Genomic DNA, 23,867 nt, shown 5'->3' on the forward strand with positions numbered 1-23,867 from the left:
TTAACCACTTTAAAATTCTGTATTAATGAATTTCTAAATAATCAATAAATGCATCCCAAGTTCCATCGTCCGCAGTTACAACTAGCTCTACAACCTTATTGCCAGTACCTGTACTTACGTTATCCAACGTATATACAGCAGGGTAACTACCTCCATAATAGAACGTTCCTTTATAAACGCCATCAACCTTTAAATCTACACGCGCCATATTCGAGTTATTGGATGCACCACGAAGAGAGAAATTGTTCGTCCCACTTGTAAAGTTGTGGTTAAATTTCACTGAATCGTTATTGGCATACAATGCAACCCCATTAAATGGTGAAGTAATATTGCTAGTGTATTGACCACCTTTGGTCATATTTTCAGCTTCAACTCTGACTACATTGCCACCTGGATTACCTGGGTTGCCAGGGTTACCTGGATTACTAGGTCCACCAACTGTCAAAACATTTTGATACACATTTGCTGATCCGCTACTTTGGTATCCTTCTACTGTTAAAGCAACTTCATACATTTTGCCCATTTTCATACCACGGGCTTCCCATGCCTTGAAATGCTCACTAACAGAAATCGTACCACTTGTACGTTTATCTCTGCGAACACTCCAATATTGCTGGAACGTAGTATTTCCTTTAATGGAAGGCTGATTTACACGTGTTGTTTCATAAATATCATACACTCCACCATCGATGGTTACTGAACCTTTAGAGCCAGAGCCTGGTGGACGCCAGCTTCCCCAGCTATCAACAATATAATATTCTACTAATGGATCTACTGCCCAACCGTATACAGTTAAATAGGAGTTACCATTAGGGCTATATGTTGCTGCATAGTTAATGGAAATGTTACCAAGCTGTTGGTGTGTACGAGTTTCATCAAATTTTTTACCTTTACGGAACAAAATGTTGTTGATGTTGCTCCATTGAGCACTAAATGCACCACCCGCATTTAAGGTCATACTTCCATTTCCACTGTCTTTCCAAAATTCAAAATCATATCCATCATGAGTCCCAATTTGATTACCGTAAATCGTTTCAGGTGTTGCTGCATACGTAGATGCCTCAGCAAAAACTAACATAAAACAAAGTGATGCCATAATTAATAGCCTTAATCTTCTTAGCTTCATTACGCTTCCTCCTAATAATTTAATTAAAATTCCTAATTTAAAAACTTGTTTTAGAACAGTGTTAAAATCAAAGTGAGATTGCACTATCACGAGAGAGGACTAGCTTAGATGATCTAACACTGTTTTCTATGTTAGCATTTACAACATAGAAGTATGGATGCACCTTTCAAAAAACTGTTTTTCTAGCTTGTCCCTACTTTAGCAATCCTTTCATAGGGACGATCACTTGGATTAAAAGATAACTAACCGGCTTCCAGCATAGTTGATGCTTTCCAACCACCTTTCTGCTCCTAAGTGAATACAAGGATGACTACTCAATGCTGTAAAATAAATCCTTTTGTAAAACTATGTTTGAGGTATAATGTAAAAAGAAAGCGTTTTCCAATTTCCTCCTTCCTTTTAAATCCATAATTTAACTTCATTATCATTTTAATACATAATTACAAAAAAGTCATCATTTAATTTACAAATTTATCATTTATTTTACAAATGTATTCAATAGAACAAAAATTCCGGAGAATTTAGACCTTAGTCATTATTAAAAGTTTAAAATAAAACATAAAAAAAGATGTCTTTAGTCATCTTTTTAAGACAACCAAGACATCAATATATTCATAATTATTATAAATACAGTTACTTTAAACTTTTTAGATTGTTTAGACTAAATCGGCATCATATAGCGGCCATAACCAACATTATTAAGTTCGGTTAGTTTCGCTTTCTTTGCCTTCTTCCCTTTGATCGTCTTTGTAAATTCTAAAAATGAAGTGCTTTCTCCCTCGGCTCCCATCCATTGTACGCCGATGACAACCCCCTGCGATGTACGAGCTGCAAACGTAAAAGTGAACATATCTGGAGTAATCTCCCCACTATCATCAATACGCCAAGCAGAATTATCCTTAAACTTAGCAGGGTAATCCTTAAACACCCATCCATCTGTTGTTTTTAAAGCAAAACTAGCAAGCATATTGTTACCTTTGGCCTTAAATTCAACTAAATACAATTTTCCAACACCATTTATATTCTCTAAAGGCCACAGATTTTTGACCGCACGCTTTTTTAGCTTTCCAATCTCGGACTTCAGCTTAGTAGTAATCTTTTCTTTGTTGATTGACTTTAATTCCACTAACATACGATCTGTAAGGGCAGAATCCTTCACGATAAAATATGTTTCATTAGGTTCAGCCTTGCCTTCAACTACCTCATAAATTAAACCCCGAAGGTTATCAAAGTTATAGGCTGTTTGTCTACCGTTATTTCTCTTACCTTCCTTTTGTTTCCCTATATATTTTAACTTAAGTCGTTGTCCTTTGTGACCCACAGCGATGTTTAATTGTGACCATTTTAGTTCCTGCTCCTGTGGATAATCTACCAAAAGTTTTGTCCCATCTAAATTAGCAAAACCAAACGTTCCCTGCTTAAATGAAGCTTTGTTAAATAGTGTTGAGGTCTTTTGCACAGGTTCAACAGCATTAGCTCCTTGTAAAAAAGTCGTTAATAGCAAAAATGCAACAATGCATACAGAGATGTATTTAATTGGACGTTGTTGTTTCATTTTTCTCCTCCAATTCATAAATATATTCATTAATTAAAACGAATTTGGAAGGTGAAAAGTTGTCACTAATTACAGCGAGCTTCTAATATACCGTAACATATAAAAAAATCCTGCAATGTAGTCGCTAAGTAGTACTACTCTACAGGATTTTATATTCACTAATTTTAATTCTCTTCTATTTTTTAACCTCTGTTGCTCCAGTTACTTTACCCTCAATCTTGGCCGCATTTTTTACCTCATCATTGGCAAAATAAAGATTTCCTTCAATGGTTGATGTTTCGTGTAAATTAAAACCTTTTGCTTCCACATATACATCCCCCTTAACCGTACCACCTTGAATTCTTAAATTTTCGCTTTGCACATTCAGCTTAGGAACAGTTAGCACATAGCTAGCTGTAATGTTGTGATTGGCATCTTGGGCATATAAAGCAATTTTACGGTAAACCTCACGATCAGCTTGGCCTTTATCATGAAATTCTCCTGCTACAGTCACTTCCTCGTTGATGGTCAGATCATTTAAAATCGCAATAATCCAAGTTCCATCCTTACTCACCGCTTTTTTGAAAGCAGCAGCTTCATTTACGATAGAAGCAGAGGTTTGTACATCTGTTTGTCCTTTATTAGGCTGGTTGGCAGTTTGATTGTTTTCTGCTGGTTTATTCCCTGCTGTCTTATTATCAGTTGGTTTATTAGCCCCACCACCACATCCAGACAATAATCCTACAACGATCCCTACGGTTAAAAGTATTTTTGCGAACTTCATCTTGTTGTCCCCCTTGTTATCACTTGTTGGTAATAAAGGTATTCGTAAATTCCTTTAGCATCTTACTTATGCCCTAATTCTTCCTAAATTACTCATGTTATCAGTTCTAAAATATAATTAATGTCTTGCTTTTTGTTCTATATAACATAATGGACAATACAATTTGTACAACCATTGTTATAACCGAAAGTCTTATATCCCACAAAATAAGTAATGGGGCGGATATTGCCCCGATCATCATTAGTTTTCGAGTCCCTTTTACCATTCTGTTGAATTGATGCCTTCCAATAAGAATAAAAAACATCATAATCATACTACCACTTAGAACAAATGTAAAAAAAGTAATATATACACTTAACGCGTTAAACAAATTAACTTGAAGGTACGCTAGAGAACATACATATAAAGCTGCAAAAAACAAAAAAAGTGCTAAGAGCATAGGGGCTATTGGATACATAAGCTTAATAATTTTGTCCATAAAATTAGATGAATTGTCCCCTTCTTCCCATTTCACTTTTTTCTTATACAACTCTGCTGATTCTGCCTTCAAATAACTTAACAATATCATTAAAATGCTATGATCTCCCTGCTTATAAAAATCTCTAATAACCTCACGTAAATTTTCAGAAAAATAAGAGCTAGCTTCCCCCAATTTGATGTACAAATTATGTATTGCATTTGAATCACCCGGTCTATGTATAACCTGTGCAATCGATGCCTCAGTAGATGAATATAAATCTAATTGCCTCTGAACAAAAGCTACTTTCCTTTGATGATCCTTTTCCAGCATTGATTTAAACTCTTTGTACAACCAAGCAACTACATAAAATAAAATTGTAACAACCAATATTAATGAAGAACTCGCATTAAACTGTTTAAAAATTTCCTCTAGCACAATACTTCTCCCCTCTATAGTCTTTTTAATTCTTAATATTTATTTATCAAATTTACAATTAGTAACACTACATTATTCGCCATTTAGTATTATTTCCCTCTAAAAGAATCTATTTCAAGGATCAAAGTATAATTATTCATTTGTAAGGTACATAAGGGAAATAAGTACTAGATTTTTACAACATATTCATATACAATAACACCATAAAACGAAACTATGTTTCATTAAGTGAAACAAACAAAGGAGAGAGGATATGAATTATTCTTTTAATGGTCTTGATCATGTTCAATTAGCAGCACCTGAAGGTTGCGAAGCAAAGGCTCGTCTTTTTTATAATAAGCTATTAGGTTGGACAGAACTTGAAAAACCTGAACCTTTGAAACAACGTGGTGGAGCTTGGTTTCAGTGTGGGACTCATGAAGTCCATGTCGGAGTTCAAAGCGATTTTGTTGCTGCAAAAAAAGCCCATCCCGCATTTCACGTTCAAGGCTTAGGCCAGTTACGCAGCTATTTACTTGAAAATGATGTCCCCGTTATCGATGATGAAGCAAGAGCAGAAGAAGGAATTACACGCTTTTATATCCATGATCCTTTTGGTAATCGCCTTGAATTTTTGGAACGTTCTCATTAATAAACAGCAGCTATCAAAGCATAGAAAAAAAGCTTCCTGGACTACCTCCAAGAAGCCTTTATATTAAACAATCTGGTCATTTTCGCTAAAAAATCAATTATCCTGTCACCACATGACATAACTCAATTTGTTGTTTATTTCTAAATGGAGTCAAGCATTGATATTCAATCGGAAGTGGGTGTTCATGCATCCAGGACTGATAAGCTTTCTTTAACATCTCATTCGTAGCATTAATATCTTTTGTATCACCCTTATAAATCACACTAGTGAAGCTTTGTTCAGTCAAGTAGCGATGCGCCACTTCATCGAAACGTGGATCTCGATTAATTCCAACCTGCAGATTCCAGACGTCTGCACCTTGTGAAGTGTAATCAATTAGCTCATGCCACTCTAATTTAGTAGAGGAAATGATCAAGAGACGCTCGCCAAACAACGGTAATTCTTCAAACCAACTACTTTTTTTCCGTTGCTGTACAACTTCCCCCACAACGATCATAGCAGGGTTTTGAATTTTTGAATGCTTATTTTGTTCTACAATTGTCTCCAAGGTGCCAGTCAATACCTTTTGTCTGCCTAACGTTCCCCATTCAATTAGTGCGATGGGCATTGTCCAAGAAACACCGTAGCTTTGGAGCTTGTCACAAATTAACGTCAAGTTTTCAACACCCATGTAAAAGCATAATGTTCCACCTTGAACTAGTGGAGCAAAGTGACTCCCATCCATCTCATTGAGTTGTTTATGCGCGGTTGCTAACGTTACACGTCCACTAAAATCACGGTGTGTGAGCGAAAATCCAGCATAACTGCTCGCTGCCGAGGCGGCTGTAATCCCAGGAACAAGCTCATAGCTTAACTGGTTGCGTTCTAGCTGTTCGATTTCTTCTCCAACTCTACCAAAAATTGAAGGATCGCCACCCTTTAAGCGAACTACAATTTTGCCTTCCTTGGCATGTTGAATAATTTTACGGTTAATATCCGCTTGCTTCATCGCATGAGCATAAGGTACTTTTCCACAATATAAAAACTCTGCATGAGGGCTAGCTAAGTGTAGTAAAATTGGATTTACTAACCGATCATAAATAATGACATCCGCTTGCTCTAACAGGCGTTTCCCTTTTAACGTTAATAGCTCTGGATCACCAGACCCTGCACCAACTAAATATACTTTCCCTGTCCTTTTCATAATTACACCACTACGTAGACACTGCCATTTTCAACAAACGTTTCATACGTAGCCACACTGCCCTCATCAGGCTCTTGAATCTGACCATCAATTAACGAAATTTTATAATCTCGTAATGGACAAAATACGTATTCGCCGGATACCATTCCTTCTGCTAGTGGGGCTTGAGTATATGGACATAGATTTTCGATTGCTTTTACTCGATCATCACTCAGACGAAATAACGCAATGTTTTTTCCTTCAATAATGATTTCTCGACCAATTCGAGGCAATAACTCCTCTAGTTTAGCAACAAATACTTTCTCTTTGACCATGATTTACACTCTCCCCACTGTATAAAGTTCTTGTTGGGCTTCTTTGCTATCCACAATTTTTTTCCATGGATTTTCGCGCTTACCTTCTGTAGCTTCATCTAATCTTGCATTTAATACTTTACGTTGTTCAGGATCAAGCAATACTTTCTGAACTTGCTCAAAACCCATTCTTTCAAGCCAAGGTGCTGTACGTTCAGCGTAAATACCAGTCTCACGGTAATATTGAATGAAGGCACCACACATATCGATAACTTCGTCTTCTGTAGTTACGGTTGTTAGGAATGTCGCTTCCTTAACGTCCGTTCCGCCATTACCACCAATGAACAGTTGGAAACCATTCTCTACTCCAATCACACCGAAATCCTTCACACCACTTTCAACACAAGAACGTGGACAACCCGATACGCCCATCTTAAATTTATGAGGTGTATCAATAAACTCAAAGCGTTCCTCAAGCTTAATGCCAAGTCCCATCGTGTCTTGTGTACCAAAACGACAGAAGCTAGCACCTACACAAGTTTTAATCGAACGAACCGCTTTGGCATATGCGGAAGCGGATGTCATATCTAGTTCTTCCCAAATTTTAGGGAGATCCTCTTTATTCACGCCATACAAGCCAATACGTTGACTCCCCGTCACCTTCAAGAGCGGAATATTATATTTCTCTGCAACTTCTGCAATTTTCTTCAATTGCCCTGCATTGGTTTGACCTCCACGCATTCTTGGAATAACACCAAATGTACCATCATGGTTAATATTCGCATGCATCCGTTCGTTAACAAAACGAGAAGCGGGCTCGTCAATATGATCATTTGGAAATGCAACATTCAAATAGAAGTTAATAGCAGGACGACATTTTGGACAACCTTCTGGATTGCGGAACGCTAACTGCTCGTATACTTCCTGTGAGGTCATTAAGCCTCTTTCATGAATTTGCAATACAATCTCATCTCTTGAAAGGTCTGTACAGCCACAAATCCCTGTTGGTCCACTAGAAACCTTATCGCCTAACTCATGTACGAGTAGATCATTGATTAAGCCTTTACATTTACCACAAGAACCTCCAGCCTTTGTACATTTCGTCACTTCAGCCACCGAAGTAAGGTTTTTCTCACGTACAGCAGAAAGGATTGTTCCTTTTGTAACCCCATTACAGCCACACACCGTTTCATCGTCTGCCCATGCGGTTACATCATCGCTAACGGAATTATCCCCAGAGGATAACAATGATACGGAAGTGAATTCAGAAATATCTAGTTTTTGCTTCAGCATTTTCAAATAACGATTTTCTTCTGCTGTATCCCCATATAACACGACACCTACCACTTGCTTGTTCTTAACAAATACCTTTTTATAGCTATTAGCTAAGCCGTCGTATGCTTCAATTCCTTTGATCTCATCAGTTTCCTTTATTTCGCCTGCGGAGAATAAATCACATCCAGAGATTTTAAGCGCTGTGTACATCGTGCTACCTTCATAAGGTGCTGTTTCCTTATCGGTTAATACATCAGCAAGAACTTTACCTTGTTCAAACAAAGGAGCAACCAAGCCATATACTGTTTTACGGTGTTCAGCGCATTCCCCTACTGCATATACATCTGGTGCGCTAGTGTGCATAAAATCATCTACGACAATACCACGATTTACTTCTAGCCCTGCGCTTCTAGCTACTGTTGTTTCAGGACGAATCCCTACGGACATCACAACCATATCTGCTTCAAGGCTTGAGCCATCAGCAAATTCTAGTCCTGTCACTCTTGTATCCCCTGTAATGCGCGCGGTCTTTGTCTCCATGAGAAATTTCAAGCCTTGCTTCTCCAAATCAGCCTTGAGCAGATTTCCTGCTTGCTCATTAAGCTGAACCTCCATCAACCATTTTTCCAAATGAATAACGGTTACGTCCATCCCTTGATCAACAAGTCCTTTAGCCGCTTCTAGGCCCAGCAATCCACCACCAATTACCGCTGCCTTCTTGTAGTTTTGAGCAATCTTTAACATCTCTTCGGTATCGTCAATTGTACGGAAGCCCATTACACCATTAAGCTGCGCGCCTTCAATTGGTAAAATAAATGATCTAGAGCCGGTTGCCATAATACATTTGTCATAAGCAACTTTTTTACCACTAGCAGTTACAACGTATTTTTTTGCCGTATTTAGCTCCACTGCGGGATCATGGTTAATTAACTGAATATCATTTTCTTGATACCATGACTCGCTATTTGTAATGATCTCATCCACTGTCATTTTTTTCTGTAACACATTAGACAACATAATCCGGTTATAGTTTGTATATTTTTCTTCACCAATGATGGTGATATCATATTTGTTTGCGTCTCGGTCTAATATTTCTTCTATCGTTCTAACACCAGCCATCCCATTACCTATGAGGACTAATTTTTGTTTCATTGTGCTTCCCTCCGATTGTGATATTATTCACTTAGTTTATTTAAAGGTATCACATCAGAATCTATAATCCTATTAGGGAAAGTCCTAATATTGTGTTTTTTTTCACTTGCTATAAAAATTAAAAAAACATCTAAAGCGGCTATTGGCGCTACTTTAAATGTTTTTCATTGTTGTTTCCTCTGTTTAAATTTTGACTATTTTGTAGCTTAATTAAAAATTCAAGCAGCTCGTTCTTCAACCTCTTAGCAATGCTTGGCTGCTTGCCAATTGTAGAAATGCTGATCACGATATCGTCCTTTACAACTGTAGCCATATTGAAAAAGTCGCTATTTTGCTGCTGGCTACAATCATTGACCCATTGCCACTTTGTCGCATCATTAACAACCTGCTGATTGACCACTTTATTATCTGTACAAGCAAAAATAAGCTGGGCGTCAGCAATATATTTTTTATTATAATAGTCCTGAATGATTTTCACAGCAGGATCATTTGTGATGACCTCCGCAAAATTAGGCGCAACCACCGTAATATAGCAGCCTGTCTCCCTTAATTTTTCAATTTTTCGCGCTGCGATATTGCCACCACCAATAATCACTACTTGCTTTTCTTTTAAGTTTAACATCACAGGATACATGACTAGTTCCTACTTTCCACAATAACAGAAGCGATGTCTTGCATCATGCGTGGGTCAAAATCGAGGGTATCTGTAATCGTAAGTCCATTAAAATTGCTTTCTAACGCCGCTCTCTGTAGCTTTTGTGTAATTTCATCCACCAAATGTCCCTCAAACATAAAAAAGGGTACAACAATAAGGTGATCATAGGACTTCATTGCTTCTACAGCTAGAGGGAGAAAAGGCTCGTGTCCCCGTATGTTAGCGGGTAAAACCTTGATCTTTACTTGCGCCTCTAAGCTTGTACAAATTTGCTCTAATTGCAGCTGTGGCGTAGGATAACGTTTCGTACCATGAGAAACAACAAGACAAATAGTATTTGCAGCAGTAAGAGGCTCTTGACCAACCTGCACATGGTTTAAATTCTTTCTCCACGCTTGTAGCGCTGTTTCAATCCGCTCTTTTAATATCTCACTAGTTCCTGCCCGATGACCAAACGTGTCTGCAAAATAAAACGCAACTTCAGGATGATTTTGTCTCACCGCTTCGATTTCATTTGGAATATCCTTTAGTGCATGTGTAGCTGCAAACAACAATAGTGGCACTGTAATTAGATGATCCACACCTTGTGCTATTAAAGTCTTTGCTTCATTTTCAATATTTTCAGCTGTATGCTCCAAAAAAGCAGTTCGATAAGGGATTTGACTCCCAACCTGCTCATGTAATTCTGCTACAAACTTTCGTAATGCTTCGTTTTTTTCACCTTTTTGGCTACCATGGGCAATATACAAAATCCCTTCCATTTCATGGCCTCCCTCATCTATATCCCTTAAAAATCAAGCAGCTTTTTCTTTAATGCGTACTCCACAAGCTCGGGACGACTTCGTAAATTTAGCTTTTCCATAATTTTTGCCTTATGCGCTTCTACCGTTTTTACAGATATAAATAACATCTCTGCAATATCTTTATTTCCGTACCCCTTCGCAATCAAAGGCAAAATTTCAAGCTCACGCATAGATAGCTTCTCAAATAATTCATCCCCATGAGGTTGATTTTCATCGTTAATGAGCTCCATAGCAAAGGAGTTCGCTAGCTTAGGATGGATATATCTTTCTCCTTCATAAATCATTCGAATGGCACGCAGCAATTCCTCATCTGGCGCTGTTTTTAATATATATCCTGAAGCACCACTTTTTAAAACGTGAAATAAGTATTCCTCGTCATCATGCATCGTTAAAATAATTATTTTTGTATCAGGAAAATCACTTTTTATTTTGCCAGTCGCAATCAATCCACTTTCACCTGGTGGCATACTTAAGTCCATAATAAGAATATCAGGTTTATATTTTTCAACAACTTCATAGGCTTCGACGCCATCTGCCGCTGTACCGATGACTTCCATATCATCTTGAAAATTCAATATCATTGAAAAACCACTTCGTACCACAGCGTGGTCATCCGCGATGACTATTTTCATAAAGAAGATCATTCCTTCCTTTCCCATCTCCAATTGGAACCTGTAAGTGAACGGTTGTCCCTTTGCCTAGGATAGGAATTACTTTAAACACACCACCTACTAACTCCGTACGTTCCTGCATCCCATACAAGCCAAGCCCTGTACCTCGGGGTGTATCGCCTAACTCAAATCCGATTCCCTCATCCTTTACAATAAGCTGAAGCTTATGATCACGTTCAAATAAAGTTACCTGCACCGTATCCACTTGAGCATATTTGATCGCATTAAATACCGCCTCTTGACAAACACGATAAATAACCGTTTCTATCTCACTTTCATACCGCCTATGCAACAAGTCAGAGTTAAAATGAATCGTTAAGCCATAACTCTGCTCGATGCGTTTAAACTGTGAACGAAAAGCAGCCACAAGTCCAAAATCATCCAAAGTGGCAGGACGTAATTCTACTGCCAGTCGTCTAATATCATCTAGTAGCCTTGTCATGGCTGCTTCGGTATGCAGCATTTTTGTGAGCAAGCTTTCATCCTGAGTCATATATTTGAGCACGCGCAAATCAACGACCGCACTCATCAATTCTTGTGCAATACTATCATGTAATTCTCTAGATATTCGTTTACGTTCATTTTCTTGTGCCTCAATGACATGCTTCATCATTTTGTTTTGAAACAGCTTTTCCTGCGTCTGGTATTGGGCCGTTAAATTTTTTAGCATAAGAACACGAATTCCGCTCTCATCATCCAGCTTGTGAAAAGAAGCGGTGAAGGGTTCGATCCTACCATTTTGAGTTTGCAAAAAAACTTGAAAAGAACTCATATCTGCTGTATCTGGACGACTCATATAACAATCGGTACAGGTCCGTATTTCCTGCTCACTTGTATAGCCTCTGCACGTGCCACAAATCGCCTGCTCTTCCCCCATAGATACACGTTCTAGTACATCCTCATCTACAATTTGCTCAGCAGCAGGATTCATCGCGATCACTTTTCCCTCACGATCAAAGAAAAAGATAGCTTCCATCGTATTTTCATATAGCTTACTCATCATGACATTAAACTGATCTTTCCCTATGTGTGAAATCAACTTGTAGTTAACTCCTTTCCATTCAACTCACCGATTCCACTCCGAGCTAAATCCAGCAGGTCCTGTAAATGTTGTTTGGTTGCTTGCTGCTCACCTCGAAACCCACCAAGCAAGACGCCTGCGACACGTTGGTCATTCCATAGCGGAACAGCAACAAGGCTTGTTAATTTCTCAAAATTAATAATTGGATAATTAAATAGGCTATCTGCTTCAATGCATTCCGCCACAGAGGGAATAAACATCGGTTTTCCCGTTTTAAATACAATACCGGGTACACCCTTGCCAGAACGCAACACTACCTGCTTATACCGATCATTTAAGTTGCCAGATACGTATTTCCATTTAATTAAATAATCAAACTCTGCTGGCTCAACTAACGCAATCGCCATAAACTCATATTGGAAATTAGCGCGTATCTGGTCTAACTCATCTTGTAAATCCACTTTTTTTTGCATCATTTATTCTCCTAAAACATAGAAAAGAAGACTGTCTAAATATCTTTGATCGTCTTTTCTTGTTCAATTTATCTATTATACAGATTATGACATGGCATCATTGTGATTTGACGCATTTTTTGAATTTTTTCAAAATTTATTGATTTGAATTTATTGATTTGTTAGTTTAGTTCATTTTGTATACTTCATTCTAGAATATAACTTCTATGTACATTATTCAACGCAAGTCATAAGATAGGTATAGTTCACATCATGGCACAAGTATGTGATGAGCTTCTCATCTTTTGGAGTGAAAGCTTTAATGATGCACATTTCAAAAATTTTTGTAGTATTTTAACTATAGAGAATAGTTTACATCAGTTTGATTTCTTTATGATAAATGAAGCTTATCCAGAAGATTGGATGTGTAGACAACACCTGAAGAGCTGTTCTCCCCAACATATTATTTTTGATAAAACAGGTGATGTAGCTACACTGCTCCAAAAGGGATACTCTACAGACAATCATATTCCTGATCCAATCAACTCGATAGATACTTATTGGTTCCATACGGTTATGCTCGTGAAATATTTTGTTCGTAAAGACCTGTTTAAGCTTATCAAAAATATAGATATTTTATTTCATGCACATGTTGACCTTTTATTAAGCAAATATGACACATTAGATTGGGGATCATGGGAAAGTAAAGTAAAGCATTGTGTTCCCTCAAATAAACAAGAGCATCTTAAAGCCTACTTTACAAAAGCTACTGAAGCTGATTTATATCAAGCGATTAAACAAAGCATAATTTTATTTCAGCAAGATGCAGAAGAAATTTGTCTGGCAAAAGGAATTCATTATTCTCAGCATATCTCTCAGCAAGCTATAGCCTACTTTAATTTACATACTAGCAATATAGATTTTTCACTGGGCTGATTTATGGTTAAGGACCTGACTCGTAATTCATATTAAGAATAAAAAAAAGCCTTGTCAAAAATACTCTCGTACTCCTGACAGGGCTATCTCTTATTATTTTCTATTGGCTATCAAATTTAATTTTAAACGCAGTCTGGCTGCTTCCTTGTACATTTTGTAATTTAACTACTAGTGATGCATTTTGATTCAAGTAATTAAATATACCGCCTGTAAGCTTAGTGCCATTAATGTCTCCTAACTTGAAGCTTGTTCCATTGGCATAAACAAGGTAATACTCCCCTTTTAGCTTACCTGCAACTTGCGAGGTAGAATTATCATTAAAACCTGCATTAGTTATTCGAAAAACAGCCGTTTGCGTTGTTGCGCTTAAATTCGTGTACTTAAATTCAACGGTATCATTATTGCTCAAAGAATACTGGACAAAATAGTTAAGCTGGGGAATGGTTACGGTAGACGAAGCTGCAAAAATAGTAGGAATGCTAGTGAGCATCAAAACAATTGCAACAATCATTGTAAACAAGTTCTTCCGTTTCATAATATTCCTCCTCTTATATAACAACTATTTATTTCTAATTATACTATATATTAGTTTTGTTTCTTTTGTAAATTTGTATTTTATATATTGCAATAATATATTTATATAAGCATTTAGCAATAGTTAGGAGAGTGGCCTATCATGTCTATTCAATCAATAATTCAAAATATTTCCTGTCATAATGACTGTATTATTCATCCCCCTATCCAAAGTCAAATCTTACTAGAGGATGGCGATCTACTCCCTGAAGATGTGAAGGAGTTTTATAAAATATGTAACGGGATAGATTTATTTAATGATTCACATTGTGCAGTGCGGATTGTATCACAACAACAATTTTTACTTGCAAACCCGATTCTCGTTGGAGAAAAATGCGAATATGATATTTCATCTCATTGGTATATTATTGCAGATATTTATGATGGTAATTTTTTAACGGTAGACCTGCACCCAGACAGGTTAGGCAGATGTTACGATAGCCACTGGGATACACATGCGTTAGTAGGGAGTAGTACAGTGATTGCCCCCTCTTTTACAGCATTACTTACACAGTTATGGAACGCTCAAGGAGCAGATGAGTGGTATTGGGAGCAATCTAGCTTTCAATCACTTGGTGATGCTTATGATGGAATTATATTTAATTAGATTTGCTATATGCTTTAAAAGTCAAAAAGATACCAATTATCCCCAAAATTATAATAATAATATACGTCGAGACATTTTCAGTGAGCTGTTGTGCTTCTGGAAAAAACATTCTGTACAGACCTCCAACAATGGCAAACCATCCTGTAAGAGTTACCACAATAGGCCAATTTCTTTGCCAGTCATTGTGAGCACGGACAATAGCAAGGCCTGCGATAAACAATAAAATGCCATTAAGGTATGTTACAGTTGGCATGTTAATTGCCCAAATATGAAGGTTCATTAATTCTGATGCAGTAATCGCAATAATTGAGGGTCCAATCAATCCTGCAAGTTTTTTTGAATTTGTCATGTGCTTTCCTCCCACTCTAAATTAGCTTTCTCGCTCGTTTACCGTCTCCTTTAAGACCTGTTTCTTATTTTTCACACTCCCTTTCCATCAGGAAAAATACTTCTTTATTATGTTTATTTATTAAATTCCCTGTGATTACAAATCCTACGTTTTCATATAACGAAATTGCTCTTTTATTAAACGCCGCTACACTAAGTCTGAGCTTCTGGAAAGTATATTGATTTTGAGCAAAATAAATACCTGCCAATAAGAACTCCTTCCCTTTTCCTTGCCCTGTCAGATCGGGTCTTAGCCCTAAGCCGATGTCTAAAGCTGTTTGATCACAATACACCACTTTTTTATTGATAGCATTTATTTGAGCATTTAATCCAAAACAAAAAAAGCCAATCAACTCGTCTTCGAGATTCTTGGCTGAGAAATAAGTACCATCCATCAGTTCTTGAATATCCTCCTCCTCATCTGACATATCATACCGTGAATAAGGAGAGTCGTAACGCCATTTGACTATCTCTTGCGCCTCCTCTAATTTCATTATATTGATGTTATACAAGCTGGATGTATAAGTCATGTAAAATATTCCTTTCCAGTTATTCACTCTAATATATCATGGTTTGCTCATATCGCCGAGGCTTGTATTTTAGCTCTACTTTTTAGCTTATAGTAATGAATAACAAATAACACAACTCCAACTCCAGATGCAATCACTTCAGTAATGGTTGTAGACCAGATCAACCCACTTAATCCCCACCATTTGTGCATCAAAATAATAACAGGTATAAATAATCCGCCTTGGCAAACCGCCATAATATTAGCAGGTATCGCCTCTCCCGCAGCTTTGAAAATGCCACCAAACCATCCTGCAAAGCCATTAAATATAGCAGAGACAAGCATAGCTATCAAAATTGAAGTCCCAACCTGCTGTACATTGGGATCATTAGTAAACCACCCAATTACTGTATCCTTGAACAAGTAGACTAACAATGTGAAGCCACCTGCTATAATTCCAATTAACCATGCTGAGTAACGATATACCTCTTTAAGCCGGTTTAGATTAACGCTAGATACATTGTATGCAATTAGCGGAATCAATCCTAAATAGATTCCCATCGTCACGAATTCAGGAATTTGTGAGAGACGTAAAGCAATGCCAAAGGAGGCAACTACATGTTCGCCATACCCCATAGAAAAATTGTTCAGTAACAGCGCTGTAACGATAAGAAATGAGGCTTGCAACAATTCAGCTACACCGATTTTATAAATTTCAAGCTGATCCTTGATGGAAATAGTATGAGGTAGAAGAAAACCTCGCATCGATTCACTTTTAAAATGTAAAAAATAAACGTAATATAAGGTTGAAGCTAGGTTAGCAAGGATCATCGCTAATGCCGCACCAAATACATGCCAATTGAGTACAACAATAAAAAGCACATCCAAAATTAGACTAACGACAATACTAATAAACATGCCATACATCGATTCCTTTGATGCCCCTTCTGCTCGCACTAATTGTTCTAGGGCAAAATTCCATATTACCGTAATTCCACCTACAAGAAGCATGAGCATATAGGTTTTCGTATAATCAAACGTCAGCGCATCTGCTCCCAAAAGCTCAACCAGTGGTGTTGTGAATAGAAGTGCCAAGATGGCAATAATAGCGAAAATTCCAATGCAACTATAAAAGATATATCCTGCAATTCGTGCAGAACCCTTCACATCCCCTTTAGCAAGCAATCGAGTAATAAAAGTCCCACCCCCAACTCCTAACATGTTTCCTATCGCCATTAATACAGTGAAAATAGGTAAACCTAATGTGATTGCACTAAACATTGCAGTATCATTCACAAGTCCAATAAAAAACGCATTCATGATGTTATAAAAAGTACCTACTGACATCCCGATAATCATCGGTACAGATAAATGGACAATCGCTTTACGAATCGGTGCATCCTTTAAATAAGATAAATTAGAAACTTCTGTTTTTTCCATATTAACTCCCTCATTTCGTACTTTAATAGTTAGATTGATAACAATTAGAATTCTAACTAAATGAGTAACAATAGCGATATGCTATTGCGTTTACATGATTACAGGTTTTGATTCACCTTGATAAGCAAGCTTAACAACGTTTCTCGTTCCTGTGCTGTTAGTGCTTGAGTGAGCTCTTCTTCCACCTTACCAAAGCTAATATAAAATTGCTCAATCAATTCCTCACCTTTAGGTAAGACGTAAAGCATCTTTTGTCGTTCATTATCCGATTGAATTTTCCGTTCAATATAGCCGTTTTTTTCAAGCCCCTGCAGCATACTTGTAATCGTAGCACCCCGACGATCAAAGTGTTCCGCTACCTCCTTTTGGATCAAACCCTTCTCCTGGTGCTCATGAATATAACCAATCATTTTAGCCTGCTGTGCATTTAATCCTAAATGTGAAGTCTGCTCATCCGCTTTACGCTTGACTTTAATTGCAATTGATTGAAATAAACTCGAATAAGGTGTGTTCTTACGAATCATGATATTCCTCCTTACAGCAAATCAAATAGTTAGATTTCTAATTGTTAGTGGTTTAACTATATGCTTAAGCTATGGAAATGTCAATCGTTCATTTTTTGAACCTCACATAACCAAATCATGAATACGCTATCAGGTCCCCATATTTTTTCAACAACTTTATATGGCTCACCAAATTTGTGCAGCCATCTTTTTTGTGCTCTTTTATATCCACTATCTAAACAGAATTTCTCTATCCCTTTATTATGTAAAAAACGAATCATGGCTTTGATCAGTGCTGAGCCAATTCCTTTATTTTGATAATCGGGAAGAACATACAGTCCCCCTATTTCGCCTATTCCTGCAAGCGCTCCATCCGTAAATCTGTGAATAAGTGGATTAGATGGCCCATAGGAGATAGTGCCTACAATTTTGTCTTCGATTTTAGCAATGAGTACATGTACATTAGAGTTTGACTGATCCAATTGAATCGCTTGTGCTACCATTTGTTTCTTTAAATCAATTTCTTGCAGTAGCTCTGATTCCGTATACACAAAACCGTCCTGGTCAAATGCATCCCTAATTGTAATTTCAAAAAGTTTATTTGTTACGGCTTGGTGTGCTAGGGTAATTGGTTCGATTATGACGGAATCTATCATCTAGTAAAGTTCCTCCTCTGAAACTATTGATTTCATTGTGCAAATTATTTATTATTTTAACAAAATATATACCTTTGATATAGTTTTATCGCATAAATCCCTATAGAAATGGAGACCCATGACATGACCCCCACATTAGGTAGTATTCCTTGGCAGCGATTAACCACCGCCTATGGTAGAGGAACTGAAATTCCACAGCTTATTGCGGATATGAAATATCGAAAAATCAGTGAACTTATTGAGCATCAGGGCACCTTATGGCAGGTGACGCCATGGGTGTTGCTAGTTTTACTCCAAGAGCTTAGAGAGAAGCAACCTGAACAAATTACCGCAGATGAAATTAACTTGTATCTCGTCGTTGCTGAGGTTATTCCTATTGAAGAACTGGATTTAGATTCCAGCACAGCGGTGAAGACGATGGACATGCTCCTTGATGAAAAATATTTGTGGCCTGTGGATGAAGAGGAAGATGAGCTTGAATGGGAAGAAGAAGAAGCTATAGGTTATGACACACAAGCTTTTCGTAGCTACTACTATTTTAGTTATGTGTTATTGCAGGAGGCGTTACCTGTGTTCAAGCGGATTCTAGCTGAGCATGGGAATGATGATATTCGGAGCGATATAGAGGAATTGATAGGTTTGCTAACGTCTTGATTAAATATTAAAAAATTGGCTTGCCCCCATGAACAGATAGATTAAATTTGAGATGGTAGGTTCATGGGGGACCACCTTACATTAAACCTTCTCCACCTGCAATACCGTTACCTGCTTCACCGTCAGCGCAGGCGCTACTTGTTCCTCAGACAATACCTTTAGCTTGAACAAGCTTTTCAGCTTTTGGTTATCTACCTTAGATAATAACCGCCACAATTCAGGATCAGGTAATACGTCTAGCAGCTTCTGATCATCATATTCATGTCGTTGCTGAACAACTGTCTTCACTTTGTATTCCCCAATCTGGGTTTCATATGTACCTTGCTCCACAAGGTAATTCACAATGTCATCCCTTAATACAGCTAGCTTCGCTTCGATTTCCTTTTGCTGCTGCTTTAATTCAAAGTAATTTGCAACCTTCAATTCCATTTAAAGCTCCCTCCCTTTGTTCCATAGTTATGCTTTAATAGGTATGCTTTAAAAGTAAGTTTAAGACACATCTTCCCAATCTTTATGGAGCCGAGCAGGTTTTTCCTACGTTTAGCTCTATTTAATTTTCTTATTGACTTTCTTATGATTTTAATAATTTTTATATGTGATTTTCTACTTGTGGAAATATATTCAAACGTCTATAATTTATATTGACTTGAAATTAAGTCAATATAAATCGAGGTGAACTCATGGCACGAAACGCTGAAAAAAATGAACAAGTTCGAGAAGCAAGACGTCAGCAAATCCTTGATGCTGCCTTAACAACTTACATTCGTTTTGGTTTCCATGGTACAGATATGGACATGGTAGCGAAGGAGGCTGGTTTAGCTAAAGGCTTACTCTATTATTATTACAAGACGAAAAAGGAGTTATTTAGGGAGCTGTTCACCGTCATGTTTGAGAAGAGCTATGCCCTCTCCAATGACATTGTTACACAATCAAAAGATCTTAACCCTGTGGAACGCTTAGTCTACTATTGCTATCATATGTTTCTGCTCAATGAAGAGAATCCCCGTGTTTTGCAGTTTAATATACGGGTTCCGTTTGATGCCTATGCTGTGTTTGGGGCAGAGGGATGGGATGAGGGTGTGCTAAAATCCAAGCTACATAAGGAGACATTAGCAAGTATTATTACCGAAGGAATAACACAGAGACTTATCCCCGACACCAATCCAGATCAAGCTGCAAATAGCTTCTGGTCTGTCTTTGTCGCTAATGCTTTCGAATACGCAAAACTCATGGAGGGAAAACAAAACCTAGTAGAAGATAGAGTCCGAAGTGTGAGGAATGTTGTTCAATTTTGCTTTCAAGGATTAGGGATTAACTATGAACGATGGAACGATTACCTAGAACAGTTGGTTGCCAACAACATTAATCCACAAGGAGCGGAAAATCATGAAGGTTTATAAAAATAGTAAAGCTCAACAAAATGTGTTGTCTTCTTACGATAAGCTACTTAAGTTATGGAATGTAGATTTAGAAGAACGAGACTTAACTACCTCCTATGGGATGACACATGTGATACTGTGCGGCAAAGAGCACCTTCCCCCGCTTGTGCTGTTCCATGGTGTCGGCGATAATTCAGCACTGATGTGGGTGTATAATGCCAAGGCACTGTCGGAACACTTTCGAGTAATTGCGGTGGATACGATAGGTGGACCAGGTAAAAGTCGTCCGAACGAAAATTACAATGCCTCATTTGACGTTGTACAGTGGATAGATGAGATTCTTTCACTTCTTTCACTGCAAAATGTGTATCTTGCTGGGGTGTCCAATGGCACCTATCTTGCACAAAAATACGCTACATCTCGTCCTAATCAAGTCATAAAACTGGTTTGCATGGCTGGCTCTCTTCCAATTGGTAATTTTGGTAGTATGAAAGTTATGATGAAGGTCTTCCTTCCAGAAGCCCTATTTCCGACTAAAAATAATATAACTCGACTTTTACGAAAATTAACGGGTGCAAATCACCGAATATTCACGGATGATCCCACCCTATTTGAACATTACTGCTATATTCTTAAAGGCTTTAACAATATGGCTATGCGCTATCATAAAATTGTACATTTTAATGAAGAGCAAATCAAAACAACCCGTGACAAAACCTTGTATTTGGTTGGAGAAGATGACCCCTTTGCACAGCTAGGAGGCAAAGAGGCTTTATTACAATATAAGATGAACGCACAATTTTTCCCACAGGTAGGTCATGGGATTAACCATGAGATTGCGGATAAAGTGAATGAGATTATAATCGGCTATTTGCTAGGAAAAAACTACAATCCATGCATTAGCTCCTCTGCTTCTTCCCAAGGAACAGAATAGCCTTGACCTTTTGCACAAAAAATCGAACTGGATGTATACTCTGGGTCTGCATCCTTTCGATATGCTATACGCTTAATAACCTCATCTTGCTCGTGACATGGAAAATAACCTGCTAGCTTCAAGCTCATGGTAGCCCTTCCCTGAGTATATGAAGCAAGCTTCACTCCATAATCTAGCCAAGCGGAAACGGGTACAATTCCAGTTATTATGACATGAGTGTCAGTTAGATCCGGTGGATCAAATTTTCCATGGGCTTGACTTATATCCTGCATAATTTTACCAGCTCGATCCAGCTCAGCTTTGATCTTTACGTGATAATAAGGTTCAAGTAAGATAGATTCTACTTTTTCTAAGCCTTGACGTAATGCTCGATAAGTAGCCTCCCTAAAATCCCCTCCACTTGTATGCTTCACATGTGCACGCCCATTGATTAATGTAATGACAACATCTGTTAAGGCAGAGCCAGTTAGCAAGCCATGATGCTCCCTTTCTTGTACATGCTGTAGCACTAAATTTTGATACCCGACCGCTAAATCATCAGGATGACAATCGTTTTTCACCACTATTCCCGAACCAACTTCTCCTGGCTCTAGCTTTAAATGCACTTCTGCATAATGTCCTAACGGCTCGAAATGCCCATAACCAAATACAGAACTCGCTATCGTTTCTTTATAAATAATTTCTGGATGATCAAAAGCGATCGCAACACCAAACCGCTCTAACACAACCCGTATTAACACCTCAAGTTGAATCAAGCCCATCACCGCGATATGAATTTCCCCAGTTTTTTCATACCAGCTTGCCTGTAAAGCGGGATCTTCATCATTTAACCTGCAAAAATAAGTCCAAACCATACGCGAATGCTCTCCTGATAAAATAATGACACGCGCACGAAGGGCGGGCTCTATTTCGAACACAGCATTCTTTTGTTCACATTCACAACCAACTATAGTCCCCGCAGGTAAAGCTGTTAATCCACATACTGCAAATAACTCCCCCGCCTCAACAGATTGAACAGACCTGTGCTCTTCCCCATGCACAAGCACAATTTTTGTTATTTTTTCATGAAAGCTCTCTGCGCCAATATGATAACTTATTGTGTCCCTCACCTTTAAGGAACCAGCAAGCCCCTTCATGTACGTATAACGAACACCTTGCTTATCATAACGAATTTTATAGACTTTACCCACAAAAGGAGCTGTTGTAGCTGGCTCATGGTCAGCTTCAATCTGATAAGACTGATCATACTGATTATACATAGCAGAAGCTCCATGTACTTGTTCAGGTCTAGATTGCGTCACAGCATTTAGCATGTTTAAAAACATTTCAACACCTGTCCCAGCCAAAGCTGATCCAGATAAGCACGGAAATAACTGTCCTGCCTGAAATTTGGCAATCCAGCGTTGGCGGAAGTAAGCTGTGTCCTTGTGTAGATCATAATTACCTTCTATGTATTTCTCCATCATTTCATCATCTTGCTCTGCCAATAAGGCCAACTGTTCTTCTGTCCAAGTCTCTAAAAAGCTTCCAGCAGTAAGAGGATGACTAAAATCACTGATCCTTGTTGTCAATTGCCGCTGAATCCCTCTTAGCACTTTATTTATATCTGCTCCTTCTCTATCTACCTTATTAATAAAAAATAGAGTTGGAATATGGCGTTTAGAAAGAAGCTCCCACACCGTTTCCGTATGTGCCTCCACACCTTCTACAGCACTAATCAGCACTACCGCATAATCCATAACAGATAAGGCTCGCTCCATTTCAGATGAAAAATCCACATGACCTGGTGTATCAATCAAATCATATGTTTTTCCTTTCCAGCATAATAGCGCCTGATCTGCAAAAACCGTAATCCCTCTTTCCTTCTCAATCACATGACGATCCATAAAAGCATTCTGATGATCTACGCGACCCGCTTGCCCTATGCTACTAGATATATATAATAATTGCTCCGCAAAAGTTGTTTTGCCAGCATCCACATGTGCAAATAAGCCTACCGTTTGCTTCAAGTTCCATTCCCCCACTTCTTCTCAATATTATATCAAATATTAAGCAAGAAAAAGTAGGGGATGTCCTTGTGCTAGGTATAGCTAAGCAATGATTCCATCACACACGGTAATGACTCGGCTACTACTTTTTGCAGCTTCTGGTGAATGAGTGACCATAATGATCGTTTGTCCACTTTCTCTGTTAATCTCAGTTAGCAGATCCATGATTTCTGCACCAGTTTTGGTATCCAAATTTCCAGTAGGTTCATCTGCAAACAAAATTTCAGGTCTTCCAATCAATGCTCGGGCAATAGCCACACGCTGCTGTTGCCCTCCAGATAATTCACGGGGAGTATGTTTACGTCTGTCCGATAAGCCTACAATCTCTAAACTATGATTTAGCGGTTTTCTGTAATCTCTCATTTTCTTGCCATCTAAAAGTAAAGGTAACATAATATTTTCTTCCACATTTAAATTAGGAATAAGATTATAAAATTGAAAGACAAATCCTATATTTTGTCGCCGTATTTTGCTCATTTTTTCATCGTTAAAGCGGGAAATATCTGTACCATTTAGAAGGACAGAACCGTCTGTTGGGGTATCCAATCCACCAAGAATGTAAAGCAACGTGCTTTTCCCAGATCCTGAAGGTCCCATGATAGATACAAATTCCCCCTTCATCACCTGCAACGTAACACCCTTTAATACCTTTGTTGTGGTATGACCAAGTCCAAAGTCTTTCACCAGCTTCTTTCCTTCAATACAAACATCTCCAAATATTGATTTCATCTAAAAAACCTCCAATCTCTTTTTATCACAAATGGTTA

General features: G+C 38.0%; 27 protein-coding genes. 6 read left to right on the top strand and 21 right to left on the bottom strand.

Annotated features, from left to right (window positions below):
* Positions 1–22: 22 nt before the first annotated feature.
* The 4 genes from J2Z32_RS12010 to J2Z32_RS12025 all read right to left on the bottom strand — a co-directional run bounded on the left by J2Z32_RS12010 (position 23) and on the right by J2Z32_RS12025 (position 4,339).
* Complete coding sequence (locus J2Z32_RS12010; RefSeq protein ID WP_210089407.1) at positions 23–1,126, bottom strand: glycoside hydrolase family 11 protein; 1,104 nt, start codon at positions 1,124–1,126, stop codon at positions 23–25.
* Between the two features lie 661 nt (positions 1,127–1,787).
* The gene (locus J2Z32_RS12015; protein ID WP_210089408.1) at positions 1,788–2,681 is read right to left on the bottom strand and encodes a hypothetical protein; all 894 of its coding nucleotides are present in this window, start codon (positions 2,679–2,681) and stop codon (positions 1,788–1,790) included.
* Positions 2,682–2,856: 175 nt separating this feature from the next.
* Entirely contained in the window at positions 2,857–3,444 is a 588-nt protein-coding gene (locus tag J2Z32_RS12020; protein ID WP_210089409.1) for a polymer-forming cytoskeletal protein, read from the bottom strand.
* Between the two features lie 106 nt (positions 3,445–3,550).
* Positions 3,551–4,339, bottom strand: coding sequence for a hypothetical protein (locus J2Z32_RS12025; RefSeq protein WP_210089410.1), 789 nt, complete (start codon positions 4,337–4,339; stop codon positions 3,551–3,553).
* Between the two features lie 253 nt (positions 4,340–4,592).
* Between J2Z32_RS12025 and J2Z32_RS12030 the strand changes: the two genes are divergently transcribed.
* Entirely contained in the window at positions 4,593–4,970 is a 378-nt protein-coding gene (locus J2Z32_RS12030) for a VOC family protein (RefSeq protein WP_210089411.1), read from the top strand.
* 97 nt (positions 4,971–5,067) lie between these two features.
* On the opposite strand, the gene cobA is transcribed toward J2Z32_RS12030, so the two are convergent.
* The 8 genes from cobA to J2Z32_RS12070 all read right to left on the bottom strand — a co-directional run bounded on the left by cobA (position 5,068) and on the right by J2Z32_RS12070 (position 12,496).
* Positions 5,068–6,153, bottom strand: coding sequence for a uroporphyrinogen-III C-methyltransferase (gene cobA, locus J2Z32_RS12035; protein ID WP_210089412.1), 1,086 nt, complete (start codon positions 6,151–6,153; stop codon positions 5,068–5,070).
* Positions 6,154–6,155: 2 nt separating this feature from the next.
* The gene (gene nirD / locus J2Z32_RS12040) at positions 6,156–6,467 is read right to left on the bottom strand and encodes a nitrite reductase small subunit NirD (RefSeq protein ID WP_210089413.1); all 312 of its coding nucleotides are present in this window, start codon (positions 6,465–6,467) and stop codon (positions 6,156–6,158) included.
* Positions 6,468–6,470: 3 nt separating this feature from the next.
* Positions 6,471–8,873 carry a nitrite reductase large subunit NirB gene (gene nirB / locus J2Z32_RS12045; RefSeq protein WP_210089414.1) on the bottom strand — a complete coding sequence of 801 codons (2,403 nt, stop codon included), beginning with the start codon at positions 8,871–8,873 and terminating at the stop codon, positions 6,471–6,473.
* 148 nt (positions 8,874–9,021) lie between these two features.
* Complete coding sequence (locus J2Z32_RS12050) at positions 9,022–9,507, bottom strand: precorrin-2 dehydrogenase/sirohydrochlorin ferrochelatase family protein (protein ID WP_210089415.1); 486 nt, start codon at positions 9,505–9,507, stop codon at positions 9,022–9,024.
* A gap of 2 nt (positions 9,508–9,509) precedes the next feature.
* Positions 9,510–10,289: a sirohydrochlorin chelatase gene (locus J2Z32_RS12055; protein ID WP_210089416.1), complete on the bottom strand. Its 780-nt coding sequence runs from the start codon at positions 10,287–10,289 to the stop codon at positions 9,510–9,512.
* A 26-nt stretch (positions 10,290–10,315) separates the two neighbouring features.
* Positions 10,316–10,963, bottom strand: a complete 648-nt coding sequence (locus tag J2Z32_RS12060; RefSeq protein ID WP_210089417.1) for a response regulator transcription factor — start codon at positions 10,961–10,963, stop codon at positions 10,316–10,318.
* Complete coding sequence (locus J2Z32_RS12065; protein ID WP_425342999.1) at positions 10,941–12,002, bottom strand: sensor histidine kinase; 1,062 nt, start codon at positions 12,000–12,002, stop codon at positions 10,941–10,943. Before J2Z32_RS12065 ends, J2Z32_RS12060 begins: the two co-directional genes overlap by 23 nt.
* Positions 12,003–12,037: 35 nt before the next feature.
* The gene (locus J2Z32_RS12070) at positions 12,038–12,496 is read right to left on the bottom strand and encodes a GAF domain-containing protein (RefSeq protein ID WP_210089419.1); all 459 of its coding nucleotides are present in this window, start codon (positions 12,494–12,496) and stop codon (positions 12,038–12,040) included.
* Positions 12,497–12,748: 252 nt separating this feature from the next.
* Between J2Z32_RS12070 and J2Z32_RS12075 the strand changes: the two genes are divergently transcribed.
* Complete coding sequence (locus tag J2Z32_RS12075) at positions 12,749–13,411, top strand: adenylyltransferase (protein ID WP_210089420.1); 663 nt, start codon at positions 12,749–12,751, stop codon at positions 13,409–13,411.
* 100 nt (positions 13,412–13,511) lie between these two features.
* Here the strand turns inward: J2Z32_RS12075 and J2Z32_RS12080 are convergent, their stop codons facing one another.
* Complete coding sequence (locus J2Z32_RS12080) at positions 13,512–13,946, bottom strand: hypothetical protein (protein WP_210089421.1); 435 nt, start codon at positions 13,944–13,946, stop codon at positions 13,512–13,514.
* Between the two features lie 141 nt (positions 13,947–14,087).
* Between J2Z32_RS12080 and J2Z32_RS12085 the strand changes: the two genes are divergently transcribed.
* Positions 14,088–14,591: an SMI1/KNR4 family protein gene (locus tag J2Z32_RS12085; RefSeq protein WP_210089422.1), complete on the top strand. Its 504-nt coding sequence runs from the start codon at positions 14,088–14,090 to the stop codon at positions 14,589–14,591.
* Here J2Z32_RS12085 and J2Z32_RS12090 read toward each other — a convergent pair.
* The 5 genes from J2Z32_RS12090 to J2Z32_RS12110 all read right to left on the bottom strand — a co-directional run bounded on the left by J2Z32_RS12090 (position 14,584) and on the right by J2Z32_RS12110 (position 18,085).
* Complete coding sequence (locus tag J2Z32_RS12090; RefSeq protein WP_210089423.1) at positions 14,584–14,940, bottom strand: hypothetical protein; 357 nt, start codon at positions 14,938–14,940, stop codon at positions 14,584–14,586. The genes J2Z32_RS12085 and J2Z32_RS12090 overlap by 8 nt on opposite strands.
* Before the next feature lie 64 nt (positions 14,941–15,004).
* Entirely contained in the window at positions 15,005–15,472 is a 468-nt protein-coding gene (locus tag J2Z32_RS12095; protein WP_245251409.1) for a GNAT family N-acetyltransferase, read from the bottom strand.
* A gap of 83 nt (positions 15,473–15,555) precedes the next feature.
* On the bottom strand, positions 15,556–16,926 hold the full coding sequence (locus tag J2Z32_RS12100) for an MATE family efflux transporter (RefSeq protein ID WP_210089425.1): 1,371 nt from the start codon (positions 16,924–16,926) through the stop codon (positions 15,556–15,558).
* Positions 16,927–17,024: 98 nt separating this feature from the next.
* Positions 17,025–17,450, bottom strand: a complete 426-nt coding sequence (locus J2Z32_RS12105) for a MarR family winged helix-turn-helix transcriptional regulator (protein WP_210089426.1) — start codon at positions 17,448–17,450, stop codon at positions 17,025–17,027.
* Positions 17,451–17,530: 80 nt separating this feature from the next.
* Positions 17,531–18,085, bottom strand: coding sequence for a GNAT family N-acetyltransferase (locus J2Z32_RS12110; RefSeq protein ID WP_210089427.1), 555 nt, complete (start codon positions 18,083–18,085; stop codon positions 17,531–17,533).
* A 123-nt stretch (positions 18,086–18,208) separates the two neighbouring features.
* On the opposite strand from J2Z32_RS12110, the gene J2Z32_RS12115 reads away from it, so the two are divergent.
* Complete coding sequence (locus J2Z32_RS12115; RefSeq protein ID WP_210089428.1) at positions 18,209–18,739, top strand: hypothetical protein; 531 nt, start codon at positions 18,209–18,211, stop codon at positions 18,737–18,739.
* 81 nt (positions 18,740–18,820) lie between these two features.
* Here the strand turns inward: J2Z32_RS12115 and J2Z32_RS12120 are convergent, their stop codons facing one another.
* Positions 18,821–19,168: a hypothetical protein gene (locus J2Z32_RS12120; RefSeq protein WP_210089429.1), complete on the bottom strand. Its 348-nt coding sequence runs from the start codon at positions 19,166–19,168 to the stop codon at positions 18,821–18,823.
* A 251-nt stretch (positions 19,169–19,419) separates the two neighbouring features.
* Between J2Z32_RS12120 and J2Z32_RS12125 the strand changes: the two genes are divergently transcribed.
* Positions 19,420–20,139: a TetR/AcrR family transcriptional regulator gene (locus J2Z32_RS12125; RefSeq protein ID WP_210089430.1), complete on the top strand. Its 720-nt coding sequence runs from the start codon at positions 19,420–19,422 to the stop codon at positions 20,137–20,139.
* Positions 20,126–21,052, top strand: coding sequence for an alpha/beta fold hydrolase (locus J2Z32_RS12130; protein ID WP_210089431.1), 927 nt, complete (start codon positions 20,126–20,128; stop codon positions 21,050–21,052). Before J2Z32_RS12125 ends, J2Z32_RS12130 begins: the two co-directional genes overlap by 14 nt.
* Here J2Z32_RS12130 and J2Z32_RS12135 read toward each other — a convergent pair.
* Both J2Z32_RS12135 and J2Z32_RS12140 read right to left on the bottom strand, forming a co-directional pair.
* Complete coding sequence (locus J2Z32_RS12135; RefSeq protein WP_210089432.1) at positions 21,004–23,061, bottom strand: GTP-binding protein; 2,058 nt, start codon at positions 23,059–23,061, stop codon at positions 21,004–21,006. The two genes, J2Z32_RS12130 and J2Z32_RS12135, sit on opposite strands and share 49 nt — an antisense overlap.
* Positions 23,062–23,142: 81 nt before the next feature.
* A complete protein-coding gene (locus J2Z32_RS12140; RefSeq protein WP_210089433.1) occupies positions 23,143–23,829 on the bottom strand; it encodes an ABC transporter ATP-binding protein in 687 nt (228 codons plus the stop codon).
* Between the last annotated feature and the right edge of the window lie 38 nt (positions 23,830–23,867).

This window comes from Paenibacillus turicensis (assembly GCF_017873435.1).
Classification (GTDB): Bacteria; Bacillota; Bacilli; order Paenibacillales; family Paenibacillaceae; genus Fontibacillus; species Fontibacillus turicensis.

Excerpts from the sequence above, each read along its gene's own strand:
- J2Z32_RS12010 (WP_210089407.1), bottom strand. The coding sequence starts at position 1,126 with ATGAAGCTAAGAAGATTAAGGCTATTAATTATGGCATCACTTTGTTTT.
- J2Z32_RS12015 (WP_210089408.1), bottom strand. The coding sequence starts at position 2,681 with ATGAAACAACAACGTCCAATTAAATACATCTCTGTATGCATTGTTGCA.
- J2Z32_RS12020 (WP_210089409.1), bottom strand. The coding sequence starts at position 3,444 with ATGAAGTTCGCAAAAATACTTTTAACCGTAGGGATCGTTGTAGGATTA.
- J2Z32_RS12030 (WP_210089411.1), top strand. The coding sequence starts at position 4,593 with ATGAATTATTCTTTTAATGGTCTTGATCATGTTCAATTAGCAGCACCT.
- cobA (WP_210089412.1), bottom strand. The coding sequence starts at position 6,153 with ATGAAAAGGACAGGGAAAGTATATTTAGTTGGTGCAGGGTCTGGTGAT.
- nirD (WP_210089413.1), bottom strand. The coding sequence starts at position 6,467 with ATGGTCAAAGAGAAAGTATTTGTTGCTAAACTAGAGGAGTTATTGCCT.
- nirB (WP_210089414.1), bottom strand. The coding sequence starts at position 8,873 with ATGAAACAAAAATTAGTCCTCATAGGTAATGGGATGGCTGGTGTTAGA.
- J2Z32_RS12050 (WP_210089415.1), bottom strand. The coding sequence starts at position 9,507 with ATGTATCCTGTGATGTTAAACTTAAAAGAAAAGCAAGTAGTGATTATT.
- J2Z32_RS12055 (WP_210089416.1), bottom strand. The coding sequence starts at position 10,289 with ATGGAAGGGATTTTGTATATTGCCCATGGTAGCCAAAAAGGTGAAAAA.
- J2Z32_RS12060 (WP_210089417.1), bottom strand. The coding sequence starts at position 10,963 with ATGAAAATAGTCATCGCGGATGACCACGCTGTGGTACGAAGTGGTTTT.
- J2Z32_RS12065 (WP_425342999.1), bottom strand. The coding sequence starts at position 12,002 with ATGAGTAAGCTATATGAAAATACGATGGAAGCTATCTTTTTCTTTGAT.
- J2Z32_RS12070 (WP_210089419.1), bottom strand. The coding sequence starts at position 12,496 with ATGCAAAAAAAAGTGGATTTACAAGATGAGTTAGACCAGATACGCGCT.
- J2Z32_RS12075 (WP_210089420.1), top strand. The coding sequence starts at position 12,749 with ATGGCACAAGTATGTGATGAGCTTCTCATCTTTTGGAGTGAAAGCTTT.
- J2Z32_RS12080 (WP_210089421.1), bottom strand. The coding sequence starts at position 13,946 with ATGAAACGGAAGAACTTGTTTACAATGATTGTTGCAATTGTTTTGATG.
- J2Z32_RS12085 (WP_210089422.1), top strand. The coding sequence starts at position 14,088 with ATGTCTATTCAATCAATAATTCAAAATATTTCCTGTCATAATGACTGT.
- J2Z32_RS12090 (WP_210089423.1), bottom strand. The coding sequence starts at position 14,940 with ATGACAAATTCAAAAAAACTTGCAGGATTGATTGGACCCTCAATTATT.
- J2Z32_RS12095 (WP_245251409.1), bottom strand. The coding sequence starts at position 15,472 with ATGAAATTAGAGGAGGCGCAAGAGATAGTCAAATGGCGTTACGACTCT.
- J2Z32_RS12100 (WP_210089425.1), bottom strand. The coding sequence starts at position 16,926 with ATGGAAAAAACAGAAGTTTCTAATTTATCTTATTTAAAGGATGCACCG.
- J2Z32_RS12105 (WP_210089426.1), bottom strand. The coding sequence starts at position 17,450 with ATGATTCGTAAGAACACACCTTATTCGAGTTTATTTCAATCAATTGCA.
- J2Z32_RS12110 (WP_210089427.1), bottom strand. The coding sequence starts at position 18,085 with ATGATAGATTCCGTCATAATCGAACCAATTACCCTAGCACACCAAGCC.
- J2Z32_RS12115 (WP_210089428.1), top strand. The coding sequence starts at position 18,209 with ATGACCCCCACATTAGGTAGTATTCCTTGGCAGCGATTAACCACCGCC.
- J2Z32_RS12120 (WP_210089429.1), bottom strand. The coding sequence starts at position 19,168 with ATGGAATTGAAGGTTGCAAATTACTTTGAATTAAAGCAGCAGCAAAAG.
- J2Z32_RS12125 (WP_210089430.1), top strand. The coding sequence starts at position 19,420 with ATGGCACGAAACGCTGAAAAAAATGAACAAGTTCGAGAAGCAAGACGT.
- J2Z32_RS12130 (WP_210089431.1), top strand. The coding sequence starts at position 20,126 with ATGAAGGTTTATAAAAATAGTAAAGCTCAACAAAATGTGTTGTCTTCT.
- J2Z32_RS12140 (WP_210089433.1), bottom strand. The coding sequence starts at position 23,829 with ATGAAATCAATATTTGGAGATGTTTGTATTGAAGGAAAGAAGCTGGTG.